Origin of the sequence: Pyramidobacter sp. C12-8 (assembly GCF_002007215.1) — a bacterium.
Classification (GTDB): Bacteria; Synergistota; Synergistia; order Synergistales; family Dethiosulfovibrionaceae; genus Pyramidobacter.
Map to the genome: position 1 here is coordinate 1 of NZ_MUHX01000028.1, position 26,575 is coordinate 26,575.

24 protein-coding genes and 1 pseudogene are annotated in these 26,575 nt (G+C 61.2%); 3 read left to right on the forward strand and 22 right to left on the reverse strand.

The features are described 5' to 3' along the window. Positions 1-461 (forward strand): annotated as a pseudogene (locus tag B0D78_RS12885) (hypothetical protein); the annotation flags it as partial. A 177-nt stretch (positions 462-638) separates the two neighbouring features. Here the strand turns inward: B0D78_RS12885 and B0D78_RS09850 are convergent. Both B0D78_RS09850 and B0D78_RS09855 read right to left on the reverse strand, forming a co-directional pair. Further along, positions 639-1,865, reverse strand: a complete 1,227-nt coding sequence (locus tag B0D78_RS09850) for an aminotransferase class I/II-fold pyridoxal phosphate-dependent enzyme (protein ID WP_078016798.1) — start codon at positions 1,863-1,865, stop codon at positions 639-641. Between the two features lie 32 nt (positions 1,866-1,897). Further along, on the reverse strand, positions 1,898-2,860 hold the full coding sequence (locus B0D78_RS09855) for an L-threonine 3-dehydrogenase (protein ID WP_078016799.1): 963 nt from the start codon (positions 2,858-2,860) through the stop codon (positions 1,898-1,900). A gap of 201 nt (positions 2,861-3,061) precedes the next feature. Here B0D78_RS09855 and B0D78_RS09860 point away from each other — a divergent pair, with 201 nt between their 5' ends. Continuing rightward, complete coding sequence (locus tag B0D78_RS09860; RefSeq protein WP_078016800.1) at positions 3,062-3,739, forward strand: GntR family transcriptional regulator; 678 nt, start codon at positions 3,062-3,064, stop codon at positions 3,737-3,739. Positions 3,740-3,790: 51 nt separating this feature from the next. Here B0D78_RS09860 and B0D78_RS09865 read toward each other — a convergent pair whose 3' ends face one another. From B0D78_RS09865 to xseB, 6 genes are all read right to left on the reverse strand, one after another. After that, on the reverse strand, positions 3,791-5,500 hold the full coding sequence (locus B0D78_RS09865; RefSeq protein ID WP_168170092.1) for an AAA family ATPase: 1,710 nt from the start codon (positions 5,498-5,500) through the stop codon (positions 3,791-3,793). Next, on the reverse strand, positions 5,493-6,368 hold the full coding sequence (locus B0D78_RS09870) for an NAD(+)/NADH kinase (protein ID WP_078016802.1): 876 nt from the start codon (positions 6,366-6,368) through the stop codon (positions 5,493-5,495). Before B0D78_RS09870 ends, B0D78_RS09865 begins: the two co-directional genes overlap by 8 nt. Positions 6,369-6,543: 175 nt before the next feature. Next, entirely contained in the window at positions 6,544-7,356 is an 813-nt protein-coding gene (locus tag B0D78_RS09875; RefSeq protein ID WP_078016803.1) for a TlyA family RNA methyltransferase, read from the reverse strand. Further along, complete coding sequence (dxs, locus tag B0D78_RS09880; RefSeq protein ID WP_078016804.1) at positions 7,337-9,175, reverse strand: 1-deoxy-D-xylulose-5-phosphate synthase; 1,839 nt, start codon at positions 9,173-9,175, stop codon at positions 7,337-7,339. The genes B0D78_RS09875 and dxs overlap by 20 nt, the downstream gene beginning before the upstream one ends. 1 nt (position 9,176) lies before the next feature. Continuing rightward, a complete protein-coding gene (locus tag B0D78_RS09885; protein WP_078016805.1) occupies positions 9,177-10,070 on the reverse strand; it encodes a polyprenyl synthetase family protein in 894 nt (297 codons plus the stop codon). After that, positions 10,060-10,398 carry an exodeoxyribonuclease VII small subunit gene (gene xseB, locus B0D78_RS09890; RefSeq protein ID WP_240496157.1) on the reverse strand — a complete coding sequence of 113 codons (339 nt, stop codon included), beginning with the start codon at positions 10,396-10,398 and terminating at the stop codon, positions 10,060-10,062. Before xseB ends, B0D78_RS09885 begins: the two co-directional genes overlap by 11 nt. Positions 10,399-10,437: 39 nt before the next feature. Here xseB and rpmB point away from each other — a divergent pair, with 39 nt between their 5' ends. After that, complete coding sequence (rpmB, locus tag B0D78_RS09895) at positions 10,438-10,632, forward strand: 50S ribosomal protein L28 (RefSeq protein WP_040550057.1); 195 nt, start codon at positions 10,438-10,440, stop codon at positions 10,630-10,632. Between the two features lie 174 nt (positions 10,633-10,806). Here the strand turns inward: rpmB and B0D78_RS09900 are convergent, their stop codons facing one another. From B0D78_RS09900 to B0D78_RS09965, 14 genes are all read right to left on the reverse strand, one after another. After that, on the reverse strand, positions 10,807-13,356 hold the full coding sequence (locus B0D78_RS09900) for a DNA translocase FtsK (RefSeq protein ID WP_078016807.1): 2,550 nt from the start codon (positions 13,354-13,356) through the stop codon (positions 10,807-10,809). Positions 13,357-13,418: 62 nt separating this feature from the next. Then, positions 13,419-14,774: a TldD/PmbA family protein gene (locus B0D78_RS09905; protein ID WP_078016808.1), complete on the reverse strand. Its 1,356-nt coding sequence runs from the start codon at positions 14,772-14,774 to the stop codon at positions 13,419-13,421. Continuing rightward, on the reverse strand, positions 14,774-15,907 hold the full coding sequence (locus B0D78_RS09910; protein ID WP_078016809.1) for a GTPase: 1,134 nt from the start codon (positions 15,905-15,907) through the stop codon (positions 14,774-14,776). The genes B0D78_RS09905 and B0D78_RS09910 overlap by 1 nt, the downstream gene beginning before the upstream one ends. Before the next feature lie 32 nt (positions 15,908-15,939). Continuing rightward, positions 15,940-16,932, reverse strand: a complete 993-nt coding sequence (gene mltG, locus B0D78_RS09915) for an endolytic transglycosylase MltG (protein ID WP_078016810.1) — start codon at positions 16,930-16,932, stop codon at positions 15,940-15,942. Positions 16,933-16,946: 14 nt separating this feature from the next. After that, positions 16,947-17,996: a tRNA preQ1(34) S-adenosylmethionine ribosyltransferase-isomerase QueA gene (gene queA / locus B0D78_RS09920; RefSeq protein ID WP_078016811.1), complete on the reverse strand. Its 1,050-nt coding sequence runs from the start codon at positions 17,994-17,996 to the stop codon at positions 16,947-16,949. A gap of 44 nt (positions 17,997-18,040) precedes the next feature. Next, a complete protein-coding gene (locus B0D78_RS09925) occupies positions 18,041-19,501 on the reverse strand; it encodes a SpoIID/LytB domain-containing protein (RefSeq protein ID WP_168170093.1) in 1,461 nt (486 codons plus the stop codon). Beyond that, the gene (ruvB, locus tag B0D78_RS09930; protein ID WP_078016813.1) at positions 19,452-20,495 is read right to left on the reverse strand and encodes a Holliday junction branch migration DNA helicase RuvB; all 1,044 of its coding nucleotides are present in this window, start codon (positions 20,493-20,495) and stop codon (positions 19,452-19,454) included. The genes B0D78_RS09925 and ruvB overlap by 50 nt, the downstream gene beginning before the upstream one ends. Positions 20,496-20,506: 11 nt before the next feature. Then, entirely contained in the window at positions 20,507-21,118 is a 612-nt protein-coding gene (gene ruvA / locus B0D78_RS09935; protein WP_078016814.1) for a Holliday junction branch migration protein RuvA, read from the reverse strand. Positions 21,119-21,124: 6 nt separating this feature from the next. Next, positions 21,125-21,643 carry a crossover junction endodeoxyribonuclease RuvC gene (ruvC, locus tag B0D78_RS09940; protein WP_078016815.1) on the reverse strand — a complete coding sequence of 173 codons (519 nt, stop codon included), beginning with the start codon at positions 21,641-21,643 and terminating at the stop codon, positions 21,125-21,127. Beyond that, positions 21,627-22,382 carry a YebC/PmpR family DNA-binding transcriptional regulator gene (locus B0D78_RS09945; protein WP_078016816.1) on the reverse strand — a complete coding sequence of 252 codons (756 nt, stop codon included), beginning with the start codon at positions 22,380-22,382 and terminating at the stop codon, positions 21,627-21,629. Before B0D78_RS09945 ends, ruvC begins: the two co-directional genes overlap by 17 nt. A gap of 60 nt (positions 22,383-22,442) precedes the next feature. After that, positions 22,443-23,177, reverse strand: coding sequence for an NAD(+) synthase (gene nadE / locus B0D78_RS09950; RefSeq protein ID WP_078016817.1), 735 nt, complete (start codon positions 23,175-23,177; stop codon positions 22,443-22,445). 126 nt (positions 23,178-23,303) lie between these two features. Next, positions 23,304-24,347 (reverse strand): (E)-4-hydroxy-3-methylbut-2-enyl-diphosphate synthase, encoded by a 1,044-nt coding sequence (gene ispG, locus B0D78_RS09955; RefSeq protein WP_078016818.1) that lies wholly within the window; start codon positions 24,345-24,347, stop codon positions 23,304-23,306. A gap of 14 nt (positions 24,348-24,361) precedes the next feature. Further along, a complete protein-coding gene (locus tag B0D78_RS09960; protein ID WP_078016819.1) occupies positions 24,362-25,396 on the reverse strand; it encodes a M50 family metallopeptidase in 1,035 nt (344 codons plus the stop codon). Beyond that, a complete protein-coding gene (locus tag B0D78_RS09965; RefSeq protein WP_078016820.1) occupies positions 25,397-26,572 on the reverse strand; it encodes a 1-deoxy-D-xylulose-5-phosphate reductoisomerase in 1,176 nt (391 codons plus the stop codon). Positions 26,573-26,575 lie beyond the last annotated feature (3 nt).

Sequence of the window (26,575 nt, forward strand, 5' to 3'; positions counted from 1 at the left end):
CCAACGAGGTTTTGCCCAAGCTCATCGCCAGGCACAATCGGAAGTTTGCCGTCACGCCGGCTGAGGGAGAGGACGTTTATGTGAAGCCGGAAGGAAAAGTCGATTTGGATTTTCTCTTTGCGCGTCGCGAATCTCGCAGGACGGATCACGGCGGCATGATTTCCTATGGAGGTCGTCGGTACGTTCCGGCGGCGGACGATTGCCTCGGGATGGCCCAAACGACGGTTGAGGTGCGTGAAACGTCGACCGGGCGGATCTGGGGTGTTTCCAAGGGCAGACGGATCGAGATGAAGGAGGTTGAAAGTCAAAAACGAGTCGACTCCGATGAGGCATCGGCAAAGAAACGGAAAAGCGGGCTTGTGAAAGCGCACAAGCCCGCTCCGGACCACCCATGGCGGCGTGGCGTCGTCAAAAGGCAGGGATATCATAGCACATGTCGGGATAAATGTACGTTCGCGTAGACGTTGTTATGGCGGCACGATGGGGAGTTCTTTCGAGATGTCTTGCTGTGATGGGAGTGTGAGGGGGTGACTTTTTCAATGAGCAGTTATGGTGACTTTTTTACTGGCTATTGACAGCTCTTTTTCGCGAGGGACGGGAAAAAGCGGGGCGCCGGACCGACGGCCACCGGAAAAAATCTAACCCTTGAACGAGGCGATCGCCGACAGCACTTCGTCGATGTCGGCTTCGGTGTGGTCCGCGTTGATCTGGAAGCGGATCTCCTCGGCGCCCTTGGGCACCACGGGATAGGTCATGCCGGTGGCCAGCACGCCGTGCTCCGTCAGGTGCGCGACCAGCGCTTTGGTACGGGCCGTGTCGTGAAGCACGAGCGGCGTCACGGGGTGTTCGCCGGGGATCGTCTCGTAACCGAGAGCGACCAGGCCGTCCTCGAAACGCTTGGTCACGGCGCGCAGATGAGCGAGGATCGTGCGGCCCTCTTCGCTGTCGAGGATCTCCAGCGCCTTTATGGCGGCATAGGCTTCGCCGACGGTGATGGGATTGGAATAGATGTACATGGCGGCGTGCTCGCGCAGATACGTGATCAGCGCGCGCGAACCGACGACGTAGCCGCCGTTGACGCCGTACGCCTTGCCGAGCGTGCCCATCAGCACGTCGACGCGGGCGCCGGTGATCTCCTCCGTGCCGCGCCCCGTCCTGCCGAACGCGCCGACGCCGTGGGAATCGTCGACCACGACGAAGGCGTCCTCGGCGAAACGATCGTCATAGCTGTGCACCAGCTCGACGATCTCCTTCAAAGGCGCGTGGTCGCCTCTCATGCTGAAGATGCCGTCGGTCACCACCAGAGCGCGCTTGGCCCCGCTCTTGACGGCTTCGTCCAGACAGCGCTTGAGGTCGTCAAGAGAGTTGTGCTTGGAGACGGCGCGCAGCCCCGACTTGCCCAGGCCGAGTTTGATGGCGTTGATGATGCTGTTGTGGTTCAGTTCGTCGCTGATGACGAAGGTTTCCTTGCTGATCAGCGAGGTCAGGACGCCGCCGACGGTCACGTAGGCGGCGCTGAAGATCATGGCGTCCTCGCGGCCGTGGAAGGCGGCCAGCTTGTGTTCCAGGTCGCGGTGCGCCTTGAAGGTGCCGCTGATGAAGCGGACCGCGCCGGGACCGACGCCGTACTTGCGCGTGCCCTCTTCCTCCGCGGCGATCATGTCCTCGCGCAGCGACAGGCCCAGATAAGAATTGGAATTCATGCGGATGAATTCCTTGCCGCCCTCCCCTTTCAGGAAATAACGGGGCCCCTTGGCGCCTTCGCCCTTTTTCACGTCGACGATGATCTGTTCTTTGCCCTTCAGACGGCCTTCCTGCTTCAACTTTTCAAGCTCCGCCGTCAGTACCGCTTCGAGTTTTTTCATCGTATGAATGCCTCCTGCCTTACGAGATTTTTTTAAAACTTCGCCTTGTCGCCGAGTTTGGCGCGCAGGTTCTTGAGCATGTCCACCGTCATGCTCTCCAGATCGTATTTGGGATCCCAGTCCCATTCCGCCCTGGCGGCCGAATCGTCGAGAGAGTTCGGCCAGCTGTCGGCGATGGCCTGGCGCACGGGATCGACGGCGTAATCCATCGTGAACGAAGGGATATGGGCGCGGATCGCCGCGGCGACCTGTTCCGGCTCGAAACTCATGCTGGTGATGTTGAAGCAGCAGCGGTGGACCAGCCGCGACGGATCGGCTTCCATCAGCTGGATCATGCCGTCGATCGCGTCGGGGATGTACATCATGTCCATGTAGGTGCCCCTGGCGATGTAGCTGGTGTACTTGCCCTGCTGCACGGCCTGATAGTAGATGTCGACGGCGTAATCGGTGGTGCCGCCGCCGGGCAGCGTCTTGTAGGAGATCAGGCCGGGGAAACGCACGCCGCGGGTATCGACGCCCCATTTTTTATGGTAATATTCCGCCAGGAGTTCGCTGGCCACTTTCGTCACGCCGTAGATCGTATTGGGGCGCTGCAGCGTGTCCTGCGGCGTTTTGTCGCGAGGAGTATCGGGGCCGAAGGCGGCGATGGAACTGGGGAAAAAGACGGCGCTGTGATAGATCCGACCGCATTCGAGGGCGTTGTAGACCCCGTTGATGTTGATGTCCCAGGCGAGCTGAGGTTTCTTCTCGGCCGTCGCGGAAAGCAGTCCGGCCAAATGATAGATCGTGTCCGGCTTGAACTTTTCGACCTGCTCCGCGTACTTTTTGCCGTCGCGGGCGTCGAGAATCACAAAAGGCCCCTCGGGAAGGACATGGGCCGAGTCCTCGCGGATATCGGTCGCGAGAACGTTTTCCGCGCCGTAATCACGTCTCAGCTTGGTGACGAGCTCTGTGCCGATCTGGCCGAGACAGCCAGAAACCATGATCTTTTTCATCAAAACGCCTCCAGTTGACTTCTTATTTTTCTTAAGTATATGGAGGCGAAGTTTGTTTGTCAAATGAGTATAATTCGAAATGAGATTCTATATATAATAAAATAACATAAAAATAGGACGTGGATTTTTATACTCCGAGAGAGTAGAATAATATAGTATCCAGGCAGAAATTTTGCTTTCGGGAAGGGAGAAATCTGAAACATGACATTGGAAGAGCTGATGCCTCGTATCAGCGGAGACAAGGCCGCCTCGTACTACATCGCCAACGTGCTGCGCGAGGCCATTTATCGGGGAATTCTTCAGGAAAACGAGCAGTTGCTGCAGAACCAGCTCGCGGCGCGGATGGGCGTCAGCCCGATCCCGCTGCGGGAAGCTTTGAAGCAGCTCGAGATCGAAGGGCTGGTCGAATTCCGCGGCCGTCGCGGCGCGATCGTTTCCGGGCTGAGCCTTGAAGACGCCCGCGAAATTTACGACATGATCACCTGGCTCGAAGTCGGCATCATGAAAGTCTCCTTCGACCTGATCTCGAACGCGCTGATCCAGGAAGAAGAGGTCCTGCTGGACAGGATGGAAAAAGAGGAAGATCCCGTCAAATGGCGCGACATGAACGTGCTCTTCCATTCCTCGCTGTACGAGCCGGCCGACCGACCGATGACGCTCGATATGCTCGCCAAACTGCGCCGTCAGGTCGACCGTTACATCCGCAACCATCTCAGTTCCATGCGCAAGGAATCGGAGGAGCAGCACCGCGAAATCCTTGCCGGCGTGAAGGCCCATGACCTCGACCGCACGCTCAAGGCTCTGGAAAGCCACCTTGTCAACACGTCCAAGGACCTTCAGGCTTATATGCGCCACGTCCAGAATCGCAATCACGAATAATTTGCCCGCCTCAAAAAAAAGCAGTCCCTTTCGATCGTCCACACCCGGCGATCACAAGGGACTGCTTTTTCCGTCAAAAAAACGGTCCGGATCAAAAACGATTTCCTCGTCGGCGGAGTCTGCCCCAAGCAGCTTGCGCGCATGCGAAAGCGCCTCTTCTTCCTGGTCGTTTCCGGAGAGCATCCGCGCGATCTCCCGGATCCGCTCTTCCCCCTCGACGCGCGTCACGGTGGAGAGCGTGCCCCGGCGCGTCACGCGGTAATGTCGGTTTGCCAGCGCCGCGATGCTGGCTTCATGGGTGATCAGAATGACCTGGACGCGGTCGGCCAGCTCGCGCAGCTTCAGGCCGGTCAGATAGGCGGCCCGTCCGCCCAGCCCGGCTTCCACTTCGTCGAAAACGACCGTGGGCGGCATCAGTTCGTCGGGAAGCGAGATCTGGATGGCCAAAAGGATACGGCTCAGCTCGCCGCCGGAAGCCGCTTTCGCTACCGGAATTTCCTGATCGCCGCGCCGCAGGACGAAGTCCACCTTCTCGGCGCCGTTCGCTTTCAGTTTATTCGTTTCGGTGATGCGGATGCGGAACTGCGTGTTCTCCATCGCCATGCCGGCAAGGTTCTCGCTGACTCGCTGCTGAAGCGCCAGCGCCGCCGCGGTGCGCTGCTCCAGCAGCGTACGGGCTTCCTTCGCGACGGCTTTCTTGGCGGCCGCGATTTTCTCGTTCAGTTCGGCCTGGATTTTTCCCGATCCGGCCAGCCAGCGCGATTCTTCCTCGCCTTTATGCCAGTATTCCAGCAGTTCCTCGACAGTGTTCACCTTGGCAAGGCGCTTGCTCTTGCGAATCTGACCGAGGGAAGCTTCAAGAGCTTCCAGTTCCGCTTCGAGATTCTCGAGCGCTTCCGAAGAGGCCAGCGCGCCGATCGCTTCCGCAAGGTCTTCGAGAACGGCGATCGCTTTTTGCGACATCTCGCCGAGCGCCTCGCGGTTCTCGCAGGGCACGAGCTCGGAAAGGCCGTTGAGGACGCCCGAAAGCTCGGAGATCAGTCCACCGCTTTCCTGGTTCTGCAGCATGCGGAAGCGGCCGCGCAGCTCGCGCAGGCGTTTGAGTTCCCGCTCCGTTTCGGCGAAGTCCTCATTCAGCCGTTCTTCGCTGTCGGGCTGCAGACCGGCGCGTTCCAAAAAAGGCGCGATCTCGGCCAGCGCCCCGTACGCCGATGTGATTTCCTGTTCGCGCTGTTTGTTGCGGCGCAGTTCCCGCTCGCAGTCCAGGACTTTGTAAAATTCCTTTTCGAGCCGGACCTTCGTCTCTTTCAGCCCTTCGCCGCCGCAGGCGTCGAGGATTTTGAGCTGACGGTCGGGGTCGAGCAGCTCGAGCTGGGCGAACTGGCTTTGAATCGTGAGCAGCCGGGGAGCCAGATCCAGGACGGCGTTCAACGGCACCGTCTGCCCCTGGACGGAACACCTGCCGCGCCCGGAGCGCGACAGTTCGCGCCGCAGCGCCAGCGAACAATCCTGAGGCTGCAGCTCCTCGCCGACGCCCTCCAGGCGGTCGGGCTGATAAAAGAACGCCTCCGCGACGGCGATCTCATCTCCGGCGCGAATCGTGCCGCTGGAACTGCGCTTTCCACAGACCAGTTCAAGCCCGCGCACCAGACTGCTTTTTCCGGCCCCGCTCTCCCCCGTCACCGCCGTCAATCCGGCGCCGAAGCGCAGCGAAACCTGCCCGATGCCGCCCACGGAAACGAGTTTCAGCTCTTCAAGCACGGCGGGCGCTCCTTTCGGAAACTGGATTCCAGCCCCACAGGAGCTTTTCGTGGAGCAGATCGTAATAGTCGAACTGAGGCAGCGAGATGGTGTTGACGCCGTGATCCCTGGAGAGCCGCACATCGAGACGATCGCGGCTGGAAAGAGGGTAAACGTCGGCGCCGTCCACCGTCAAAAACAGCTCGGAATTTTCCGTCGGGCGCAGCGTCAGGCAGTCGTCCGGCCCCAGCAGCGTGGGGCGCGCATATAACGTGTGCGCGCAAATGGGGACCAGCAGCATGCAGTCCAGCGACGGCGGCACGATCGGCCCGCCGGCCGAGAGGGCGTAAGCGGTGGATCCCGTCGGCGTCGAAATGATCACGCCGTCGGCGCGGTATTCGCATATCGGCTTCCCCTGCACCTGCACGTCGAGAGAGACCAGCCGCGCCTGGATCCCCTTGCTGAGCACGAGATCGTTGAGAGCGAAAACGCGCCGTTCTTTCTCCTCCGTCGCCAATACGCCTTCGAGACAACGCCGCCGTTCGATCTTAAAATCGCCCTTTTCGATTTGCTCGATCTGTTCGCGCACGCGCCGCGGATCGCCGACCGCCAGGAAGCCCAGGTGTCCCACGGAGACGCCGAACAGGTTGATGCCGCTGTGCTGCACCAGATGGGCGGCCTGCAGAAAAGTGCCGTCGCCGCCGATCACCAGCGCCGTCTCCACCTCCGCCAGCCAACGGTCGAGAGGGATCCCGCTCTGACGGAGCGCGGCCGCCTCATCGGCAAAGAGCAAAAAGGGATTGTCCCTCTTTCTTCCCCACGCGCACAGCTCCTCAGCCAGCTGGACCGCTTCGGGCTTCGACAAATTAACAATCAGGCCGAATTTCATCGACTGTCCTCCATCGGAAATACACCAGGGATTCCGTTTCACAAAAAGAATTCAATGCGATTATAGCAGATTTCACGAAGCCGACAATTCAAAGGCGGCGATTTCCGCAACAAAACAACAAAAAGGCGTCGGAGGAAACAAGACGCAGTTTCCTCCGACGCCTTAAAAGTTCAGCTCATTCGGCGAGGGCTTCGTGGCTCATGCGCACCAGCTCATGAAAATCCACTGCCACCGAGGCGACGTTTTTTTTCAAATGAAACAGGAATTCGATGTTGCCTTTGGGGCCCTTGATCGCCGACCAGGCCGCCCCCGCGAGTCCCCACGGCGTCTCGCCGCCGATGAACGCCGACAGATCTTCCAGCACGCCGCAATGAACGTCCGCGGAACGGACCACGCCGCCCTCGCCGACTTCCTCGCGGCGGACTTCGAACTGCGGCTTGACCAGCACCACGGCTTCGGCGTCCGCCGATGTCGACGCCGCCAGCGGATTCAACAGCAGGCGCAGCGATATGAACGAGGCGTCGCTGCAGGCAAAATCCGGCGGCGGCGAAAACATCTCCCCCGTCAGGGAACGGGCGTTCCGGCGCTCCATCACCACCACCCGCGGATCGGTGCGCAGGCTCCAGTCCAGCAGTCCGTAGCCGACGTCGACGGCGTAGACTTTCGCCGCGCCATGTTTGAGCATCACCTGAGTGAAACCGCCGGTCGAAGCGCCGACGTCGAGGCACACGCGGCCGTCCAGCTTCAGATGGAAACGCTCGATCGCCGTCAGCAGTTTGTGGGCGCCGCGGCTGACCCAGCCGCCGGAACCGCTTTTCAGGCGCACGACGGCGGCGTCCTTCACCGGCTGTCCGGCGCTGGACGCCGGTTGACCGTCGATCAGGACCTCCCCGGCCATGATCAGCGCGCCGGCCGCCCGAACGGAATCGGACAGCCCTTCGTCGACCAGGCGCAGATCGAGTCGTTTTTTAACGCATCTGACGCTCATAGAACTCCACGATCCTTTCGGGCGTCAGGCCAAGACGCTTGCGTTGCTGCTCCGGCGTGCCCGGCGCGACGAAGGCCGCCGGCAGCGCCGCCGCCCGCACGGCACACTGCAGACCGCGCTCTGCGCAGAACAAAGACAGGTGCTCGCCCAGCCCGCCGCGCTCATACGCTTCTTCGGCCGTGACGAGGAGTTTTTTTCCGTCCAGCCGCGCCAGCGCCTCTTCCGGCAGCGGAGAAACGCGGTTCAGATAAAGCAGGTCGGGCGCTTCGCCGCCGCGTTCGTCAACCAGTTCGGCCGCCCGGCGCGCGATCTGGCAGGCCGATCCGGCCGCAGCGACGCACCATGAGCTGTTTCGATTCACGAAAGCGAAATCGGCCCTCTCGAAAACGTCGGCCGGCGTCAGCCGTTCCACGGCGCTGCCGCGCGGATAGCGGATCAGCGACGGGCCTTCGCAGCGCGCCGCGCTCTCGAAGGCGGCTTTCAGCGAGCGACCGTCGTAAGGCGCCCAGACTTTCAGATTGGGGATGGCGCTGGCCCAGTTCATGTCGAACAGTCCCTGATGCGTCTCGCCGTCCTCGCCCACCAGTCCGGCGCGGTCCACGGCCAGGATCACCGGCAGACGCTGCAGACAGATGTCGTGCACCAGCTGGTCCATCGCCCGCTGCAAAAACGTCGAATAGATGCAGGCGATCGGCCTGAGGCCGCCGGCCGCCTGTCCCGCGGCGAACGTGAGCATATGTTCTTCGGCGATGCCCACGTCGAAAAAACGCCGCGGGAAAACGGCGCGGAGACGATTCAGCGCGCATCCTTCCGTCATGGCCGGGGTCAGGATCGTGACGCGGGGGTCTTTTTCCGCCAGATCTTCGATGCACGCAGCCGCCGCCCTGCTCCAGCTCGCCGAACTCGCGGGAGCTTTCCCCGCGGCGGCGACGCCGTGATAGGCGACGGGATTTTCTTCGGCCGGCGCATAGCCTTTGCCTTTTTCCGTGAGCACGTGGATCAGCAGGGGACCGTCGTAATTTTTCGCCAAAGCGAAGACGCGCTCGAGTTCCTGTTCGTCGTGTCCGTCGAAAGGGCCCCAGTACGTCAGCCCCATGTCGCTGAAAAGATTGCCGCGGCTCAGCGCTTTTTTGACGGCGTTCTTCATCCGCTCCAAACGCCGATAGACCCGGTCGGTGCGGAACGCCTTTCGGCAAAAGCTCTTCACGACGTTTTTCGTGCCCTTGTACAGCGCGGAAGTGGACAGCCTCGCCAGATGCAGCGCCATGCCGCCCACGCGCGGGCTGATCGACATGGCGTTGTCGTTGAGGATGAAGATCACGGGATTGTCGAGGGAACCGGCGTGATTCAACGCTTCGAAGGACTCGCCGTTGATCAGCGCGCCGTCGCCGACGACGGCGACGACGTGATGCTTTTCGCCGCGCAGGTCGCGCGCGACCGCGTATCCCAGGGCCGCCGAGAGCGAGGTGCTGCTGTGTCCGACGCCGAAGTGGTCGTACGGGCTTTCGCTCATTTTCGGAAAGCCGCTGATGCCGCCCTCCGTCCGCAACGTCTCGAAACGGGCGTTGCGCCCCGTCAGGATCTTCCACGCATAGGCCTGGTGCCCCACGTCGAACACGACGCGGTCGCGCCGCGGATCGAAGACCCGCAGCAGCGCCACGATCAACTCCACGGCTCCCAGAGAAGAAGCCAGATGGCCGCCGTTTTTCAGCGTGACGTCGACGATGCGGGAACGAACTTCGCCGATCAGTCCGGGAAGCTCCTTCTCGGGGAGCTTTTTTACGTCTTCCGGTCCCTTGATGTCGTCCAGCAGCGCCATGTCAATTCGACCTGTGCTCCAGATAGGCGGCCAGACTCCGCAGGAACGCGCCCTTTTCCCCGAACGGCTCCAGCTGCCTTTCGGCGTCTAGCGTCCTCTCATGAAGCAGCGCGCGGGCACCGTCGAGACCGTAGGCGCGCACGAACGTGCGTTTGCCCTGCGCTTCGTCTTTGCCGAGCGTCTTTCCCATCGCAGCCTGCGAACCGGTGCAGTCGAGGAGGTCGTCGGCGATCTGAAACGCCAGCCCGACGTTCTCTCCATACTTCATGAGCCGCTGCAAAAGCGCGCCGTCCGCCCCCGCCAAGATGGCGCCTGCGCACAACGAGGCGCGGATCAGCACCATCGTCTTCATTGAAGCGATGTCCATGACAAAACTCTGGTCGTTTGTCTGGCTGGCGCGATCCGTGTCGAGCACCTGGCCGCCGCAGATCCCTTCCGGGCCGAGCGCCTGCGCGAAAAGAGCGAGAGCCCGGACGCAGCGCTGCGGTTCGGCGCCGTTTTTCGACAGACCGTCGAGCGCGGTCTCGAACGCGTCAAGAAACAGCGCGTCACCGGCCAGCAGCGCCAGGGATTCGCCGTAAACGACATGGTTCGTCGGCTTGCCGCGGCGCAGCGTGTCGTTGTCCATGCAGGGCAGGTCGTCGTGAATCAAGGACGCGGTGTGCGCCATCTCGAACGCCGTCGCCATCGGCACAACGCTTTCGGCTTTTCCTCCCATGATCTCCGCTCCGGCCATGCACAAAACCGGGCGCAGGCGCTTGCCGCCCGCCAACAGAGAATAATTCATAGCCTCGCGCAGCCGCGCCGGAATGCGGCGGCGTTCCTCTCCGCAAAAAGTCCGCAGCGACCTTTCGAAAAAAGCCGAGCGGCGGCTCAGTTCTTCTTTAAAGTCCATTTTCGTCTTCTTCCTGCCGGTCAAAGTCGCTCAACGTCCCGTCGTCCTCCAGCTTCTTGACCTTCCCCTCCGCTTCGGCAAGGAACCGGCGGCACTCGGCCACGAGCTTCTGCCCTTCTTCATAGAGCGCCAGCGTTTGCTCAAGCGGCATCGCCGTACGCTCCATGTTTTTCAAGATTTCTTCAAGGCGTCCGATTTTTGCTGAATAGTCCATCTTCACGACTCCAATCAAAGCTCCCCGCAGAGAGAGAGAGAATGTTCTTCTTAAAAAAATATCCAGACCTCTGAAACCATTTGCCTTAATGGCCGTACCTGTGTTAAAATTCACTGGCTGTTACTGAACACTACACAAAGGAGGCTGCTTTAAATGTCCCAGGTATGTGACTGCTGTGGTCGCGGTCCTGCGACGGGAAATCAGCTGAGCCACTCTCATCGCAGAACTCGCAGACGCTGGCTGCTCAACCTTTTTTCCGTCCGCGTGGACCTTGGCGGCGGCGAAGCGAAGAGAATGCGCATCTGCTCCCGTTGCCTTCGTTCCGGAAAAGTCAAGAGAGCGCTCTAATCAAAACGGACAAGCCGCCGTTCCTTGTGCTGCCAATGATTTCAGCCGGAACTTTTCCGGTAGAACGGACACGCCGAGAGGCCCGAAAGGGGCCTCTTTTTTATCCCCGGCTCCTGCCATGGCGGTGAAAAAGTCTGCGCCCGATGGGCGCAAACTTTTTCACCGCCATTTTTTCTATTCGCCGCGGAGCTGCTCGAGAATCTCCAAAGCTTCCGCCTCGTCCACCAGGATTTCCCGGGGCTTGCCGCCATGCTGCGGTCCGACGATGCCCATGGACTCCATCGTATCGACCATGCGGGCGGCGCGGGTAAAACCGACGCGCATCTGGCGCTGCAGACCGCTCGACGAAGCCACGCCGGTGCTGAGCACGATCTTGATGGCTTCCTCAAGGCGGCTGTCTTCAAGAAAGTCGGAAGAAGTCCCGCCCTTTTCGTCACTTGCCTCTTCCAGATCGACGTATTCGGGATCGCCGAAAGTGTTGCGCAGATATTCGACCACCCTGATGTTCGTCTGTTCGTCCAGGAACGGCGACTGGATCCGCAGCGGATGCGGCGTCTTGGTGCTGACAAAGAGCATGTCGCCCTTGCCCAGCAGATTCTGCGCGCCGGACTTGTCCAGAATGGTTTTCGAGTCGATCGCCGACGGCAGCACGAAAGACACTCGCGCCGGGATGTTCGCCTTGATGGTTCCGGTCAGCACGTTGACGGAGGGGCGCTGCGTCGCCAGCATCAGATGGATTCCGGAGGCGCGCGCTTTCTGCGCCAGACTCATGATGCAGTCTTCCACTTCTTTCTGAGCCGTCATCATCAGATCGGCCAGCTCGTCCACGATGATCACGATATGAGGCAGGCGATCCTTGGGAAGAACTTTACTGTTGTACGAAAAGATATCCTTGACCTTTGCCTGATAGCAGACGTCGTAGCGCCGCTCCATCTCGCGCACGGCCCAGGCCAAGGCGTGCACGGCCCCCGTCGCCGAGACGATGGGTTTGGCGAGGATATGCGGCAGCGACTCGTAGATGCCCATCTCGACCCGCTTCGGATCGACCATGATGAAGCGCAGCTCCGCGGGTGTGTTGTGATAGCACAGAGAGACGATGCAGTTATTGACGAAAATGCTCTTGCCCGACCCCGTCGTTCCGGCGATCAGCAGATGCGGCAGGTCTTCCAAACCGGAGATGAGGATGCGCCCGTCCACCGTCTGCCCCAGCGGCAGCGGCAGCTTGAGTTTCGTTTTCTGGAAAACTTCGCTTTCCAGAATCTGGCGCAGCGGCACGGAACGGCGATTGACGTTCGGCAGTTCGATGCCCACATACGAGGTGCCGATGATCGGCGCTTCCACTCGGATCGAGGAGACGCCCAGCGCCACGGCAATGTCGTTGCCGAGAGCCATCACCTTGCTGACCTTGATGCCCGGAGCCAATTGAATCTGATACTGCACGACCGTCGGGCCGATGATCGTGCGCTTCAGTTCCGCGGAAACGCCGAAATCGGCAAGAGACAAGATCACTTTCTGTCCGTTTTCCTGCGCCTGCTGATCGTCGATGACCTCTTTGATGTCCCGATGCGGTCCGAGCAGATCGAGCGGCGGCGGGAAACTTCCCACGGGAATCGGGCGTCCCGCGCAGAACTGAACGTTCTCCGTCCCGACCAGATCTCCCGACGGTTCCACTTCCACGGAAGGCTTTTTGCTGATCGGCACGGAACCGGCCGCTGCAAAGGCGCTTTCCGCTTCGCCAGCGCTTCCGGATTCCCCGGAAGTGACGGCGGCGGACGCTCTTTCGCCATTCGTATCGGAAAGTTCATCTTCCCGCGCCTCCGCCGCTTCATGGCCATAGCGGTCGGACTGGGGCGCGTTGGCAAAATAATCGCCGTAATCTTCGCTTTCGGCGTTCTCTCCCTGCTCGTCGGCGTATTGCTCGGCATACTCGTCGATGATCTCGCCGTTTTCGCGTTCCTTCCTGCCGTGACCGAACAGCGCCTTCACGGCAGCGCCCAGCGAGCCCCAGAAGCCTGTTTTTCCGGCGCCGCCGCTTTGGGGCGGGCTTTCCGTTTCAGAAACGGCGGCCTCGGCAGCCTCGGCTTCTTCGCTGGGCAACGCCTCTTCGGGGATACTTTCTTCCGGTCGCGCCGTTTCGGCCTCACCCTGCACCGCCGGCGCGGCTTCCCCCTCGGCCTGCGCAGAAGCGGGGGCCTGGGACGCTTTTTCGCGGCGCCAGCGCGGCATGTGAACGAACGACAAACGCTCGCGGAGCCAGGCAACACGAGCAGCGTTGAGATGTCCATAATTGAATGCCGCCAGTCCGACAAGACACAGCCCCGTCAGCATTGTCCCGATCACGCCGATAAAACGGGGCAGCACCTGAGAAGAGACGTTCCCCAGAATACCGGGACTGAGAAGTCCGATATTTTCGCCCGCTCCGATGCGCCGAAGCATTCCCAGGAACAGAGTGACGGCGCCGTAAAGACAAAACGTCCCCATCCACTGGCTGAAGACGGAATGAACCTGACGGTACAGCAAAGAACAAAAAAGGCCGTAGAAAAAATGCAACAGCAGCAGCACAAGACCGCCGCCCGCCAGCCGCAGCAGGCAGCTCGCCATGTCCTTACCCAGCACGCCGGCGCCTTTGGTGAACAACGAGGCCGTGACATACAGCAGGATCGCCGCCAGAAAAATCTGACACAGACGGAACAGCGCGCCGAATTCAAAACCGCGCTTGGCCATCCTGCCACGTGCAGATTGAGTTTTTGTGGCGCGCCGACGCGATTTAAAGCGATTTTTCGAACTCATCTATCAGCGGCCGTCCCTCCGACGACAAGCCCATCGATCAGCAACGATGGCTGTCCGTCTGTGACAGGGAGGCTTTGTCCCTCCTTTTCGCACATTCCCGGCTCCATGTGGAGCCTTTTGCCGACGGCGCGGATCCCCATCAGCGCGTCGATGCCGCGGCCGATCAGCGAAGCGCCCTTGACCGGGCGCGTTATTTTCCCGTCTTCGATCAGAGAGCCCTGCGTGACGTCGAAAACGAATTCCCCCGTCGTCGTGTTGACTTCGCCGCCGCCCATGCGGCAGACGAAGATCCCACGGGGAACGCTCTGGATCATCTCGCCCTGCTCGCGGGTCCCTTCGGCCACAAAGGTGTTGCTCATACGCGGCATCGGCAGGCCGGCATAGGACGAGCGCCGCCCGTTGCCGGTCAGGGGCAGGCCATACAAGCGCGCACATCGTTTGTCCGTCAGGTAGTTTTTCAGAATTCCCCGCTCGATAAGGACCGTCCGCCGGGAGGGCGTCCCTTCGTCGTCGCAGGCAAAAGAACCGTAGAGTCCGGGGATCGACGCGTCGTCAACGACCGTCACGTCCTCCGCCGCGACCTGTCTGCCGATTTTTCCCGCAAAGGACGACTGTTCCTCGAACGCGAGATCGGCTTCCATTCCATGCCCGCAGGCCTCATGGACAATGGTGCCGCCGGCTTCGTCGGATAAAAGCACCGGCATGGCGCCCGTCGGACACTCCACCGCTTCAAGGTTGAGCAAAGCCTCCCGAAGAGCTCTGCGAGCCACGTTGTTCGCGGAAAGCTCTCGAAAGAACTCACGGGCGTCTCCGGACAGGGAAAAAGCGTCATAGCCGCTTTCCAGACGTCCATTGCGTTCCACGATCACCTCGGCGGCAAAAGAACAATGTTCCACTTCCCCGGCACGGCTTCCTTCCGGTGAAACGACGACGTACCGGCGCGCGTTTGCGGAACAGGACAGCGTGATCTGCCTGATCCAGCCGCACTCTGCCCGCAGGCACCGGTCAGTTTCACCGAAAAAATCCACGTTCTCCGGAAAGAACGCCTGCACGCGGTCAATCGGAAAATTCATTGCGGGAACTTTCCCGCTTTTGACCGAAGCGATGCGGGCCGCCTCTGCAAGAGCCCGCGCCGCGCCGCCGCGTTCGACGCCGGAAACCACGGCAAAAGCCGAACTCCTGCCTTTCAGCAAACGGGCGGAACAACCAGCGGACGAAGAGCTGGAAACCTCTTCGACTTTTCCGTCACTGTAGGACAAACTGCGCGACGCGGAGCGCTGAAAGTACAGATCGCCCCCATCGATACCGGGCAGAGCGCTCAAAAACTGCCTGCAGTCCTCCAAAGCGGCCATTAATATTTTTTCTTCCCCTGCAGCCGCCGCGCCGGCGAGGGAATGAGCCAGGGACGCCGGACTCCCTTCACGAACGCGGGGGCGCGCAGCTTCGCCGTACAAGCGCCGCTGTACAGCGCGACCCAGCCGATGCCGGGGACGACCAGATCTTCTTCGGGGCGGATCCGGAACTCTTCTTCACGCCAGTTCTGCGTCCGCAGTTTCGCCGCGCACTTGCGGCACGGCGGCACCAGCAATTCGCCGACATGATCCTTCATCAGGCCGTCGATGCGTTCTTCGCGGGTGCGATGGATCGTGACGCTGTCAGGAGCGAAAATCCCCAAGCGGACCCAGCCGCGCTCGCCCGCATCCGCAACTGTAAGCTGCGCCAGGCCGCCCCAAAAAACGGTTTGACCGGTTTTCAGCACCTCGATGCTGCTCTGAAAAACTTTTTTCGGCGAAAGAGCGGCGAGGCAATCAGGACAGAGCACGGGAACGAAGGGATCCTCCCCCTTCAAGCCGGGAGCGTCCACCAGAACGGGACCGTTCGCCATCCGGTATTCCGTCAGTCCCACGGTCGTGCCGGGCAGACGGGACACCGTCGGCACTTCATTCTTCAAAAGAGCGCCGAGGAGCGTGCTCTTGCCGATATTGGCGGCGCCGGCAAAAAGGAGCCGGTCGTCGGCGTCGAACGTCTCCTCGATGTGCCGTCGCAGTTCGGCCATATCGCCGCGGTTCTGCGCCGAGACCAGGAGAATCTGTTCCTGACGGACGCCCGTGCGTTCCGACAGCCACTGCAGCACGTCTTTGCGGGTCGTCCACGGTTCGAGCAGGTCGATTTTGTTGGCGATAACAAAGACAGGCTTTTTCATGCTTTCCGCCCAGTCGAGATCGGGCAGGGAAATCTCCGGACGACTCACGTCAAGGACAAGAAACAGGGCGGCGGCGCCCAGCGCGCGGGCCCTGATATCCTTTTGGATCCCCGGGTCAGCGAGCAGCGCCTTGCGATAAACGCCGTAATGCTTCATTTGAAAGCAGCGTTTGCAAAGCACGCCTTCGTCGGGATTCTTGCCCGGCACAAGATAGCCGGGGAGATTCTCGTCAACGCTCTGAAAAACGGCTCCGCAGCCGGGACAACGTTTCTTTTCTTCCATCGGAAGCGTCTCCTTCTTCTGTTCCCACGAATTTATTTGCTTTTGCGATAGAGCAGCACGTTCTTCTGGTGTTCGGCTTCTGTTTTGGCAAAACGATGGCTTCCGTCGCCGCGGGCCACATAGTAGAGAAAATCGTTCTTCTCAGGTGCCAACGCGCCTTCCCAGGCTTGGGGCGAAGGAACGCAGACAGGAAGCGGCGGGAGCCCCGCGCTCTTATAGGTATTGTACGGCGAATCCACTTCGAGATGCTTGAACAGCACGCGCTTCAGCGTTTCGCCTTTCTGAAGATACCACGCGTAGACGACGCTGGCATCGATCTGCAGCAGCATGTTCTGAGCCAGCCGGTTCTCGATGACTCCGGCGATCACAGGGTATTCGCTGTCGATCTGCGCTTCGCGCTGCAGCAGAGAGGCGATCACCGCCGTCCGCAAAGCGTTGTCCTTATCGTTCAGAAGCGCGCCGAAACGGGCATACCACGCCGCCGACGCCTGTCTGACAAGCTCCGGCAGAGATGCCTCCGTCAGGGAATAGGTCTCGGGCAAAAGGAACGCGGCGCGTCCTTCGGCGGCGTCGGGCAAAATGCGGCGCATGGCCGCGGGGAAGTTGTCGAGGTCATTCAGGGCCGCTTTCTGCGCTTCGTCGCTCCCCAGCGAAAAAGGCCTTTGCGGCAGCGCGCCGGGAACGATGATCGCGCTGAAGTACGAAGGCTCGCTGCTGCTCAGCTGTTCAGCGACATACCAGGAAGGGCCGGAAGATATGTGATACCCCCCGGCGCGAAGCGAACGATCGGCGCCTTTCCTGCCGAGCCAGTACAGCAGATTGCGGCGGTCGGCAACGAGGTCCTCTTCGGCGATCCTTTGTGCGAAGTGGCGCAGAGATTCTCCCTCTTTCAGGAAGAGCTGAGCCGTCTTTTCGTTCTTATGGAACGGCATGACGAAGACGTCTTTCCACTGCGAAGGCTTCCAGCGATACGCGGCGGCGGCGCCGACAAAAGCGAGCGCAAGGACTGCAAGGATTTTTTTCATCGCGGCGCCTGCCTTTATACGATCATCATGGCGTCCCCGAACGAAAAGAAGCGATATCGTTCCTTCACCGCTTCGGCGTACGCTTTCATGGTCAGGTCATAGCCCGCAAAGGCCGCAACCAGCATCACCAACGTGCTCTTGGGAAGATGAAAATTCGTGATCAGCGCGTCCACGACCTTGTATTCGAACCCAGGATAGATGAACAGCTCCGTTTCCAGCACGCCCGGATGAAGCCCCCCAGAGGCGGCGGCCATGCCTTCGAGCGTCCTCACCACGGTCGTGCCGAGGGCGACGACGCGCCCGCCGTTCTTCTTGGCCATGACGATCTTGTCATAGGCATCCTGCGGGATCACGCAGTGTTCGACATGCATATGATGCCTTCGAATATCCTCCGTTTTGACGGGGCGGAACGTTCCCAGCCCGACTTCGAGCGTAATGTCGGCGATCGTCACGCCGCGCTCGGCGACTTTCCGAAGCAGCTCGCGAGTAAAATGGAGGCCGGCCGTCGGCGCCGCCGCAGAACGGGGATCCTTCGCATAAACGGTCTGATAATCCTCGGGGCGCGACGAGCGCTCATGAATATAAGGGGGCAGCGGCATCGAGCCGTTTGCCTCGGCCAGAGCGCGCACATCGCAGTCGGCGGGGAAAACGACGCGGCGCACGCCGTCTTCGCTTTTGACGGCGCCGATCGTGACCACGACGTCGCCGTCAAGGCGCACCCGCGATCCCTCGGGCAGCTTGCGGCCGGGGCGAACCAGAGCCTCCCAGCATTTTTCGCCGTCGTCCTCCGGACGCAGCAGAAGGACCTCCACCTGGGCGCTGCCGTTGACCTTCACGCCTCCGACGCGCGCGGCCATAACGCGCGTGTCGTTGCGCACAAGGACATCGCCGGGGCGAAGCCATTGGAGAACATCGTGGAAATGCTGGTGAAACAGCTTCCCGTCCGCGCGGCGTACGGTCAGAAGGCGGCAACGGTCGCGGGGGTCCGCCGGTTTTTGCGCGATCAGCTCGGGCGGAAGTTCGTAATCATAGGTATTGATGTCGAAAAAGTCCCTCTGCGTCATTGACAAAAAGTCACTCCTGTAAAGGTTTGCCGTACGTTATCTCTTCATCTCTTTTGGATTGCCGTGCCGGGATAATAAAACTCAAGTATTTTTTCCGCCGACCAGCCTCGATCCGCCATGGCCTTGGCTCCCCACTGCGAGAGGCCAACGCCGTGCCCCCAGCCGCGCCCATACAATGTGACGCTGCCGCCGGCGAGGCTGGCGGAAACTGCCGTCCGGGCCAGATTCGGAATGCGCTTCGCCGTCTCCGCCGGCTGTTCGAGCGGTTCTCGTTTCCGCTCCATTGCCGGCGTCTCAACGCCTAAAGCTTTATACAGGTAATTCCGGCGCCGCTCGGGATAGAGGATCATGTCCAGGCGTTCGTCGACGTTGAATTTCTTTTGCTCGATCAGCGCCTTGAGCTGCGCGTCTTCAGCCGTCGTCAGAGGCGTCGGGTCAAAGGCGATTTTTCTCGCGGTCCGGGGCGCTTCGCGGCGCTGAACGGGATCGGGCACGTCGGTCGCACGCGGGCCTTCGGGAGAAAACTCAAAGAACGTGCTGCGCACTTTTTTCGCGCCGATCAGGGTGCGAAAAGCCGCGCTGCTGAGCACGGAGCTTCCCGCAGAACCCGTAAATCTCAGCGCCGCCGCGCGCCCGGCAGCGTCCCGCCGCTCGATGGCGATCTGCGACACCGTTCCCACGCTTTTGCCTTTTTTGGCGAGAGCGTTCTGGATCTCGCCCGCCGACAGAGAGGCCTCCCAGCGAGCCTTGGGAGATCCGGAGGGAAAGGGTTCTTTGCGAACGACCAGATAGGGGACGCGTTTGCCCCACACGTCGCCGACATCAGCGGTGGCGCCGCCGCTGTCGGAACAGAAAAAGGTGTGCGCCAAATCGCCCCTGTACGTCAAAACTTGGCCGCGGGTCTGCGCGATCGCGCGGTCCGTCGAAGCGTGGAGCACGTTCGTGCCTCGATAGACCTGACAATGATCGGTCGTGCAGACGTCGTAACCGCTGGCTTCGTGACGCCCCATCTGCGCCAGCGCGTAGGTCCTGGAGATCACCGCCTGCGCCTTGAGGACTTCCATGGCCCATTGCGGATTGATCTCGTAGCCGAGGACGCCGCGAAGGTATTTTTCAACGTCAAGATGGTTGATCACCGTGACCTGCCCGCCGCGGGCCCGCAGCACCAGCTCGCCTTCATAGCTGACTTTGCCGCAGCGGATCTGATGCGGCGAGCTCACGATCACAGGCGAAGCATAACTTTTTCCCTGAATGACGACGTTCGATCCGCGCGCGTGAGCGCTGAAACTCGCCGGCAACGAAAAGCGGCGGCCGCCGCCATCCCTGCCGCTCAAGCTGCGTCCGGAAATCGGCGCGGAAGGCGCGGTCATGAGCCCCACGCGAATCCAGCGCGCCTGAGCCTCAGCCGAAAGGCACAGGCACAGCGAGAAAAAAAACACGGCGAGAGCGATCTTTTTACAGCAGTTCCAGTTGATCCGGCGCCGCCTGAGGCGGCGTCTTGCCAAGATAACGGTACGCATTTTCCGTTGCTTTCCTCCCTCGAGGGGTGCGTTCGATCATGCCCTTTTGAATCAGATAGGGCTCGTAGATGTCTTCGATCGTCTGAGGTTCTTCGTTCAGCGCGGCGGCAAGGGTCGAAAGCCCCACGGGACCGCCGTCGAAAAGGCTGACGATGGCGTCGAGTATTTTGCGGTCGCCGTCGTCCAGCCCCAGTCCGTCAAGGCCGAGCGTATCCATCGCCCGCGCCGCCAGAGCGGCTTCGACGGTCGGCACGCCGGCCACCTCGGCGAAGTCGCGGACGCGGCGCAGCAGCCTCAGGGCGATCCGCGGCGTCCCGCGCGAACGGCTGGCAATCGCGCGGCAGGCCTCGGGCTCCACTTTCATGTTCATCACGCCCGCGCCGCGGTCGAGAATGACGCACAGTTCCTCCGCCGTATAGAGCCGCAGCTGCTCGACGATGCCAAACCGCGCGCGCAGCGGCGCGCTGAGCAGCCCCAGGCGGGTCGTGGCCCCCACCAGCGTGAAGTGCGGCAGGTTCAGGCAGATGCTGCGCGCCAGAGGCCCCTTGCCGACGATGATGTGCAGCGTGAAGTCCTCCATGGCGGAGTACAGCACTTCTTCGATCGTCGTGGACATGCGGTGGATCTCGTCGATGAACAGCACGTCGTGATCCTGAAGGTTCGAGAGGATCGCCGCGAGATCGCCGGGCTTCTCCAGCGCCGGCCCCGTCGTCACTCGCAGCTCGCTGTCCATTTCATGGGCGATGATGCCGGCCAGGGTCGTCTTTCCCAAGCCGGGAGGCCCGTAAAAGAGGACGTGGTCCAGCGCTTCTTCGCGCTTCTTCGCGGCCTGGATATAGACTTCCAGCTTGGATTTTATCTCCGTCTGGCCGTTGAAATCGGATAACTGGAGGGGGCGAAGGCCCCTCTCGTCTTCCCGCTCTTTGAGCTCTTCGAGCGGGGGCAGATCGAAACCGCGATGAATGTTTTCTTTGTCCAAAACGCATCACCTCACTTGCGGGGCTGAAGGATGCGAAGGCAGCTCATAATGGCCTCGCTTTCGCCAAGAGACTCTCCCTGTTCAGCCACAACCGACTTGTAGGCGCGCACGGCCGAGGCGCGGTCGAATCCCAGGGATTCAAGAGCGTCGAGCACGCCGGCGGCCGCCTGCCGATCGCCGGCAGGCGCACCGTGCAGTTCGCCCGTCAGCTGGATAAAGCCTTTTTTATGAATGCGGTCGGAAAGTTCGAAACAAATGCGTTCGGCCGTTTTTTTGCCGATTCCCGGCACCGAAGTAAGCAGCCTGATGTCGTTCTGCTCCACGGCCGCGACGATCTCCGCAGGGGAAAGGTACTGAAGGATGGAAATGGCCGCCTTGCCGCCCACGCCCTTGGTCAGAATCATCAGTTTGAACGTCCGGCGTTCGGTATCGTCGGCAAAACCGTAAAGAGCCACGCCGGCGTCGCCGATCTGCAGCAGGGTGTAAAGAAATACCTGCGCTCCGAGTTCGCATCGTTCCGCCGCCTGGCGCGTCAAAAGGACCTCCACGCCAAAGCCGTTGCACTCGACGACGGCTGCAAATTCGGACCTTTCTACGACCTTTCCTCTGATGCTGGCAAGCATGGCCGGCTATCTCCTTCCATAGGCATACTGCGGACTGCGGACGATCGCCAGGCCGGCCAGAGCGATACCGAGCGCATCGGCCGTGTCGTCGGGACGGGGGATTTCCGGCAGGTTCAGAAGCTGCTGGATCATGAGCTGTACCTGACGTTTTTCCGCCGTGCCATCGCCGCAGACCGTCAGCTTCACTTCCGACGGTTTGGGTTCGACAACCGGCAGATGATATTGCGCTCCCAGCAACAGTATGGCCCCCCGAACCTGCCACACCGCTTCGGCAGTCGTGCGGTTCTGTCCGAAATAGAGTCTCTCGACGGACATAAAATGAGGGGAGCAGTTTTCAATCTGCTCCCTCACACCGTCATACAACGCTTTAATTCTCACTGACGTATCCTGATGGGGAGGCGTCTCAAGACACCCGTAGGCCAGCGCCCGATAGGAGCTTCCCGATTGGCACACAAAGCCGTATCCGAGGCGGCCGATGCCCGGGTCGATCCCCAGACAGACAAGCCCCTTAGTCGTCGTTGGCAATGGCCTCGTTCACCTCGTCGGTAAATTCAAAGTTCGCGTAGACGTTCTGAACGTCGTCGTGGCTGTCGAGCAGATCGAAGAGCTTGAGCATCTTGCGGGCTTTTTCCACGTCGCCGATTGTCACGGTCGTCTTGGGGACGAAGACATTTTCGGCGTCGGTGACCTTATAGCCCTTCTTTTCAAGCGCTTCGCGAACCTCCATCATGGCTGAAGGATCGGTCGTCACCGTGGCGCCCTCCTCATTGACGGCCACGTCATCCGCGCCGGCGTCGATGGCATCTTCCATCAGCTGATCCTCGTCGACCGCCCCCTCGATGGCGATGCTGCCCTTGCGCTCGAAGTTCCAGGCCACGCTGCCGGCCGTCCCCATGGAACCGCCGTTGCGTTCGAGAATGGCGCGGATCTCGGGCGTGGTACGGTTGCGGTTGTCCGTCAACGACTCGCAGATGATGGCCACGCCGTCGATGCCGTAGCCCTCGTACGTCAGTTCCTCGTAGGAAACGCCCTCGAGCTCGCCGGTGCCGCGTTTGATGGCCCTGGTGATCGTGTCGTTGGGGACGCTGGCCGCCCGCGCGCGGTCGAGCGCCGCCTTGAGGCGCACGTTCATGCCGGGATCGCCGCCGCCCTCCTTGGCCGCGATGATGATCATCTTGATCAGCTTCTGGCGCTCGTTTCCTTTTTTGGAATCCTGCGCAGCCTTACGATGCTTGATATTTGCCCACTTCGAATGCCCTGACATACAAAATCACCTCATAAAAAGTTTAAGGAATCGCACTCTGCAAAACATGCTTGAAATCGCTCAAACTGCGTCGATGACGCAGATTGGCGGCATTTTCCTTTTATGCTCCGAAATACGTCTGCGCCGCTCGATTTCCCTGCGGCTCTTCTCATCGACCGGCCGTCCGGAAACATACGCGTCGAGTACGTCGTAGGACAGCCCCATTTCCTGCTCGTCGGTCTGCCCTTCCCAGAGTCCGGCCGACGGCGGCTTTTCGATGACCGGAGAGGGCACGCCCATTTCGCGCGCGATCGCGCGCACCTCGGCCTTGGTCAGATCGGCCAGAGGCATAAAGTCGCTGCCGCCGTCTCCGTATTTGGTAAAGTAGCCCACGGTCAGCTCGTCCTTGTTGCCCGTACCGCACACCAGGTACCCGAGCGTCTGCGCGATGGAATACGCCGTGATCATGCGCAGGCGGGGCTTGATGTTGGCCGCTGCCAGCGCGGAAGGTTCCATGATCCGGCCGATCGTGCGCCGGTAGACGTCAAAAGTCTCCGACAGATCGACCGTCAGCATTTTCACTCCCAGCGCGTCGGCGGTCAGGCGCGCGTGCTCTCCGTCAAGCGGAATGCTGTGGCACGGCATATACACCGTTATCACGCGTTCCGTCCCGAGCGCTTCTTTGAGCAGTGCCGCCGCCACGGCCGAGTCGATGCCGCCGCTCAGTCCGACCACGGCGCCGCCGGCTCCGGAAGCGGAAATAATCTGGCTCATCCATTTTTCGATGGCGTCGATCAATTTTCTGGCGTCTCTCACAGAAGCCCCTCCTCTTCCCTCATGCGACATGACGTTTTATTTTACCACACTCGCTGTATTTAGGGCAGAAAAAAGCCGCCACGGAAAAATGAAGGGGACATATCATTCTTCCGTGGCGGCTTTTTTTCAAGATTTTTTCGGCAGATGGCGCCGCAGCGCCTCGATCACGCAGCCGCTTTCGACGCGCTCGACGATCTTTCCGTCTTTGAAGATGACCGGGCCCGAAGGCGAACCGGCGACGCCGAGCTGGGCGCAGCGGGCTTCGCGCGGACCGTTCACCTCGCAGCCCATCACGGCCAGCGTGTAGCCGTCGGGCAGTTCTTCCAATATCGGGGCGAGCTGAGGAACGACGGCGGTCACTTCCAGCTGGCGCCGTCCGCAGGTCGGGCACGAGATCAGCCGCCCGCCGCGCTGGCGCAGATTCAGCGCCCGCAGGATGCTGTAGGCCGTCCGCACTTCGTCCGCGGGCGGCTGGGACAAACTGACGCGCATCGTGTCGCCGATGCCCAGCGCCAAAAGCCGCGACAGGCCGCAGGCGCTTTTGACGACGCCGTCCAATCCGCTGCCCGATTCGGTGATCCCCACGTGGAACGGGAAGTCGCCGTAGCGGCGCTGGAGAAGGACATTGGCGCGCAGGGACTCTTCCAGATCGGTCGATTTGGCGGAAACGACAATGTCGTAAAATTTCAGCGACAGCAGCATTTCCATCTGCTCTCCGACTGCCAGCGCCAGAGCGGCGCCGCGGTCGCCGCCGGCGCGCCGAAGCTGCGCGTCATTGACCGAACCGCTGTTGGCGCCGATCCGGATGACGACCCGGCGCTCCCGCGCCAGGTCGACGACGGCCGCCAGGCGCCCGGGGCTGCCCATGTTGCCGGGATTGATGCGGATGGAAGGGCAGCCGGCCTCCATGGCCGCGACGGCAAGCGCCGGATCGAAGTGGATGTCCGCCATCAGCGGCAGCGGCGAGGAATCGTTCAGGGCGCGCAGCCGGTCTTTCAGCTCCGGCTTGGGAAACGCGACGCGCACCAGTTCGCAGCCTTCGGCCCGAAGTTCGGTCAGCTGTTTCAGACACGCGGCCGTGTCGTCGAGGCGCGTTTTCAGCATCGACTCGACCCGCACCGGCGCGCCCGCGCCCAGAGTCAGGGAACCAATCCGCACGGTTCTTTTCATGATCGGCCTCCGCGCTAAAAGAGCTTCAAAATATCCTGCCAGGTCACGACGACGATCAGAGCGAACAGGATCATAAAGCCGATGAAATGGATCTTCCCTTCCAGTTCGAGGGACATGTTTCTGCTCGTGATCATCTCGGCCAGCACAAAGAGGATGTGTCCCCCGTCGAGGGCGGGAAAAGGCAGCAAGTTGATGATCCCCAGATTGAGGCTGATCACGGCGAGGAACGACAGCAGCGAGAAAAATCCGGCGCTGGCCGCCTGCCCGGCCATGGCGGCGATGCCCACGGGCCCGGAGACGTCGACTTTCGCCGGGTGAACGAGCATTTCTTTCAGCCCCTGGAGCATCGCCAGCGACATGTGGAAGGTCCACGCGATCGAGCCGCGCAGGGCCCGGCTCAGCGGCAGCTTCCTGATCGCGGGCTGGATGCCGATCAGCGGCGGCTCGCCCGCCTTTTCAGCTTTGGTTCCCATCGTCAGCGTCAGCTGCCGGGAACCGCGCCGGACCGTCAGCTCGAGTTTCTCCTGACCGGCGGCCTGGGAGCGGATCGCGCGGGTCATCTCTTCCCAGTTGCGGACGTCGACGCCGCCGACCCGCTCGATCACGTCGCCGCGCCGCAGCCCCGCCTCCGCCGCCGGAAAGCCGGGCATCAGCGCGCCGACTTCGCTGACGGAAAGGTCCATCACGCCGCGCGACATCAGCAGCACCGTCGCCAGCGCCACGACCAGCAGGATATTGTTGAAGGCGCCGGCCGCCAAAACGATCAGGCGCTTCCAGGCGGGCTTTTCCTGAAAGCTCTCCCCGGGAAGAAGCGATTCGCCCTCGTTTTCCTCGCCCATGCCGGCCAGACGGACAAAACCGCCCACGGGAAACGCGCGCACCGACCACTTATTTTTGCGCCCCTGGCGCTGCCACAGCACGGGCCCCATGCCGAAGGAAAATTCGTGCACCTTGACACCGCACCAGAGCGCGGTCAGATAATGGCCGAACTCATGCACGATCACGCAGATCAGGATGATAAAAAGAAACGATATGACGCTCAGAATCATTTAACTCCAAACCTTCTTCCTGCCCCAGGCCCTCTCGTTTGCCAACTCGAGAGCGTGGACCCGGCAACGTTCGTAAAGCGCGACGCGCGAAGAAATGTCTTCCACGTCTCCGCCGTTATAGCCGTCCACGACGGCGGTCACGACTTTCGCAATGTCGGCGAAGCCGATCTTTCTTTCGAGAAACATCTGCACGGCCGCTTCGTCGGCGGCGATCAGAATGACGGGATAGGGCTCGCCCCTGCGGGCCGCCTCGATCGCCGTATAAAGCCCGGGGAAACGCGCCTCCTGCGGCCTTTCGAAATGAAGATCCAGGCCGTCCAGTTCGACTGGCTCGATCTTCTTCATCCGCAGCGGCAAGCGCATTGGCCACGAGAGGGCCGTCAACGCCGCAAGGCGCATATCGGGAGGGCTCAGGAGCATCTTCGTCGCCCCGTCGACGAAAGAAACCAGCGCGTGAACTTTCGAGCCGGGATGGATCACGGGCAGGATTTTCTCGCTCGAAATCCCGAAGAGATCGCGCGCCTCAAGGAGCTCGATGCCCTTGTTGATCATCGTGGCGCTGTCGACGCTGATCTTGCGCCCCATGGGCCAGACGGGATGCGACGCCGCCTGCTCGGGCGTGACCGCGTCGAGCTGTTCCAGCGACGTGCGCAGGAAAGGGCCGCCCGAAGCCGTCAGAACCAGCCGTTCCACATGATCGTAATTTTCGCCGGCAAGACACTGCCAGAGCGCGTTATGTTCGCTGTCGAGCGGACGGATCTGACCGGCGCGCACGGCGGAGGCCAGGCGCTCGCCCATGATCAGCGCCGATTCCTTGTTGGCCAGGCTGATTTCCTTGCCCAGTTCCATCGCGCGCGCCAGCGCCTTTACCGCGACGACGCCGGACGAGGCGAAGACGATATGTTCCACTTCGTCGGACTCGACCAGACGAAGCAGCGCCTCGTCTCCCTGCCAGAGCTCCGCTCCTTTGGGCAAATCACAGCGCGGCTTCCGCAAGACGACGATTTTAGGTCCGAACTCCCGACAAAGCGACGGCAGCGCCTCTCTTCCCGTCTCCGCTGCCAGCGCCGTCACCTGAAAGATCTCGGGATAGGAGCGGCACACGTCAAGCGCCGAAGAGCCCACGCTGCCGGTGCAGCCGATCACGGCCACCTTTTTTCTCGTATTTTTCAACATCCT

Bases quoted from the DNA above. Each gene is read 5' to 3' on its own strand.
- B0D78_RS09850 (WP_078016798.1), bottom strand. From the start codon at position 1,865: ATGAAAAAACTCGAAGCGGTACTGACGGCGGAGCTTGAAAAGTTGAAG.
- B0D78_RS09855 (WP_078016799.1), bottom strand. From the start codon at position 2,860: ATGAAAAAGATCATGGTTTCTGGCTGTCTCGGCCAGATCGGCACAGAG.
- B0D78_RS09860 (WP_078016800.1), top strand. From the start codon at position 3,062: ATGACATTGGAAGAGCTGATGCCTCGTATCAGCGGAGACAAGGCCGCC.
- B0D78_RS09870 (WP_078016802.1), bottom strand. From the start codon at position 6,368: ATGAAATTCGGCCTGATTGTTAATTTGTCGAAGCCCGAAGCGGTCCAG.
- B0D78_RS09875 (WP_078016803.1), bottom strand. From the start codon at position 7,356: ATGAGCGTCAGATGCGTTAAAAAACGACTCGATCTGCGCCTGGTCGAC.
- dxs (WP_078016804.1), bottom strand. From the start codon at position 9,175: ATGGCGCTGCTGGACGACATCAAGGGACCGGAAGACGTAAAAAAGCTC.
- B0D78_RS09885 (WP_078016805.1), bottom strand. From the start codon at position 10,070: ATGGACTTTAAAGAAGAACTGAGCCGCCGCTCGGCTTTTTTCGAAAGG.
- rpmB (WP_040550057.1), top strand. From the start codon at position 10,438: ATGTCCCAGGTATGTGACTGCTGTGGTCGCGGTCCTGCGACGGGAAAT.
- B0D78_RS09900 (WP_078016807.1), bottom strand. From the start codon at position 13,356: ATGGCCAAGCGCGGTTTTGAATTCGGCGCGCTGTTCCGTCTGTGTCAG.
- B0D78_RS09905 (WP_078016808.1), bottom strand. From the start codon at position 14,774: ATGGCCGCTTTGGAGGACTGCAGGCAGTTTTTGAGCGCTCTGCCCGGT.
- B0D78_RS09910 (WP_078016809.1), bottom strand. From the start codon at position 15,907: ATGGAAGAAAAGAAACGTTGTCCCGGCTGCGGAGCCGTTTTTCAGAGC.
- mltG (WP_078016810.1), bottom strand. From the start codon at position 16,932: ATGAAAAAAATCCTTGCAGTCCTTGCGCTCGCTTTTGTCGGCGCCGCC.
- queA (WP_078016811.1), bottom strand. From the start codon at position 17,996: ATGACGCAGAGGGACTTTTTCGACATCAATACCTATGATTACGAACTT.
- ruvA (WP_078016814.1), bottom strand. From the start codon at position 21,118: ATGCTTGCCAGCATCAGAGGAAAGGTCGTAGAAAGGTCCGAATTTGCA.
- B0D78_RS09945 (WP_078016816.1), bottom strand. From the start codon at position 22,382: ATGTCAGGGCATTCGAAGTGGGCAAATATCAAGCATCGTAAGGCTGCG.
- ispG (WP_078016818.1), bottom strand. From the start codon at position 24,347: ATGAAAAGAACCGTGCGGATTGGTTCCCTGACTCTGGGCGCGGGCGCG.
- B0D78_RS09960 (WP_078016819.1), bottom strand. From the start codon at position 25,396: ATGATTCTGAGCGTCATATCGTTTCTTTTTATCATCCTGATCTGCGTG.
- B0D78_RS09965 (WP_078016820.1), bottom strand. From the start codon at position 26,572: ATGTTGAAAAATACGAGAAAAAAGGTGGCCGTGATCGGCTGCACCGGC.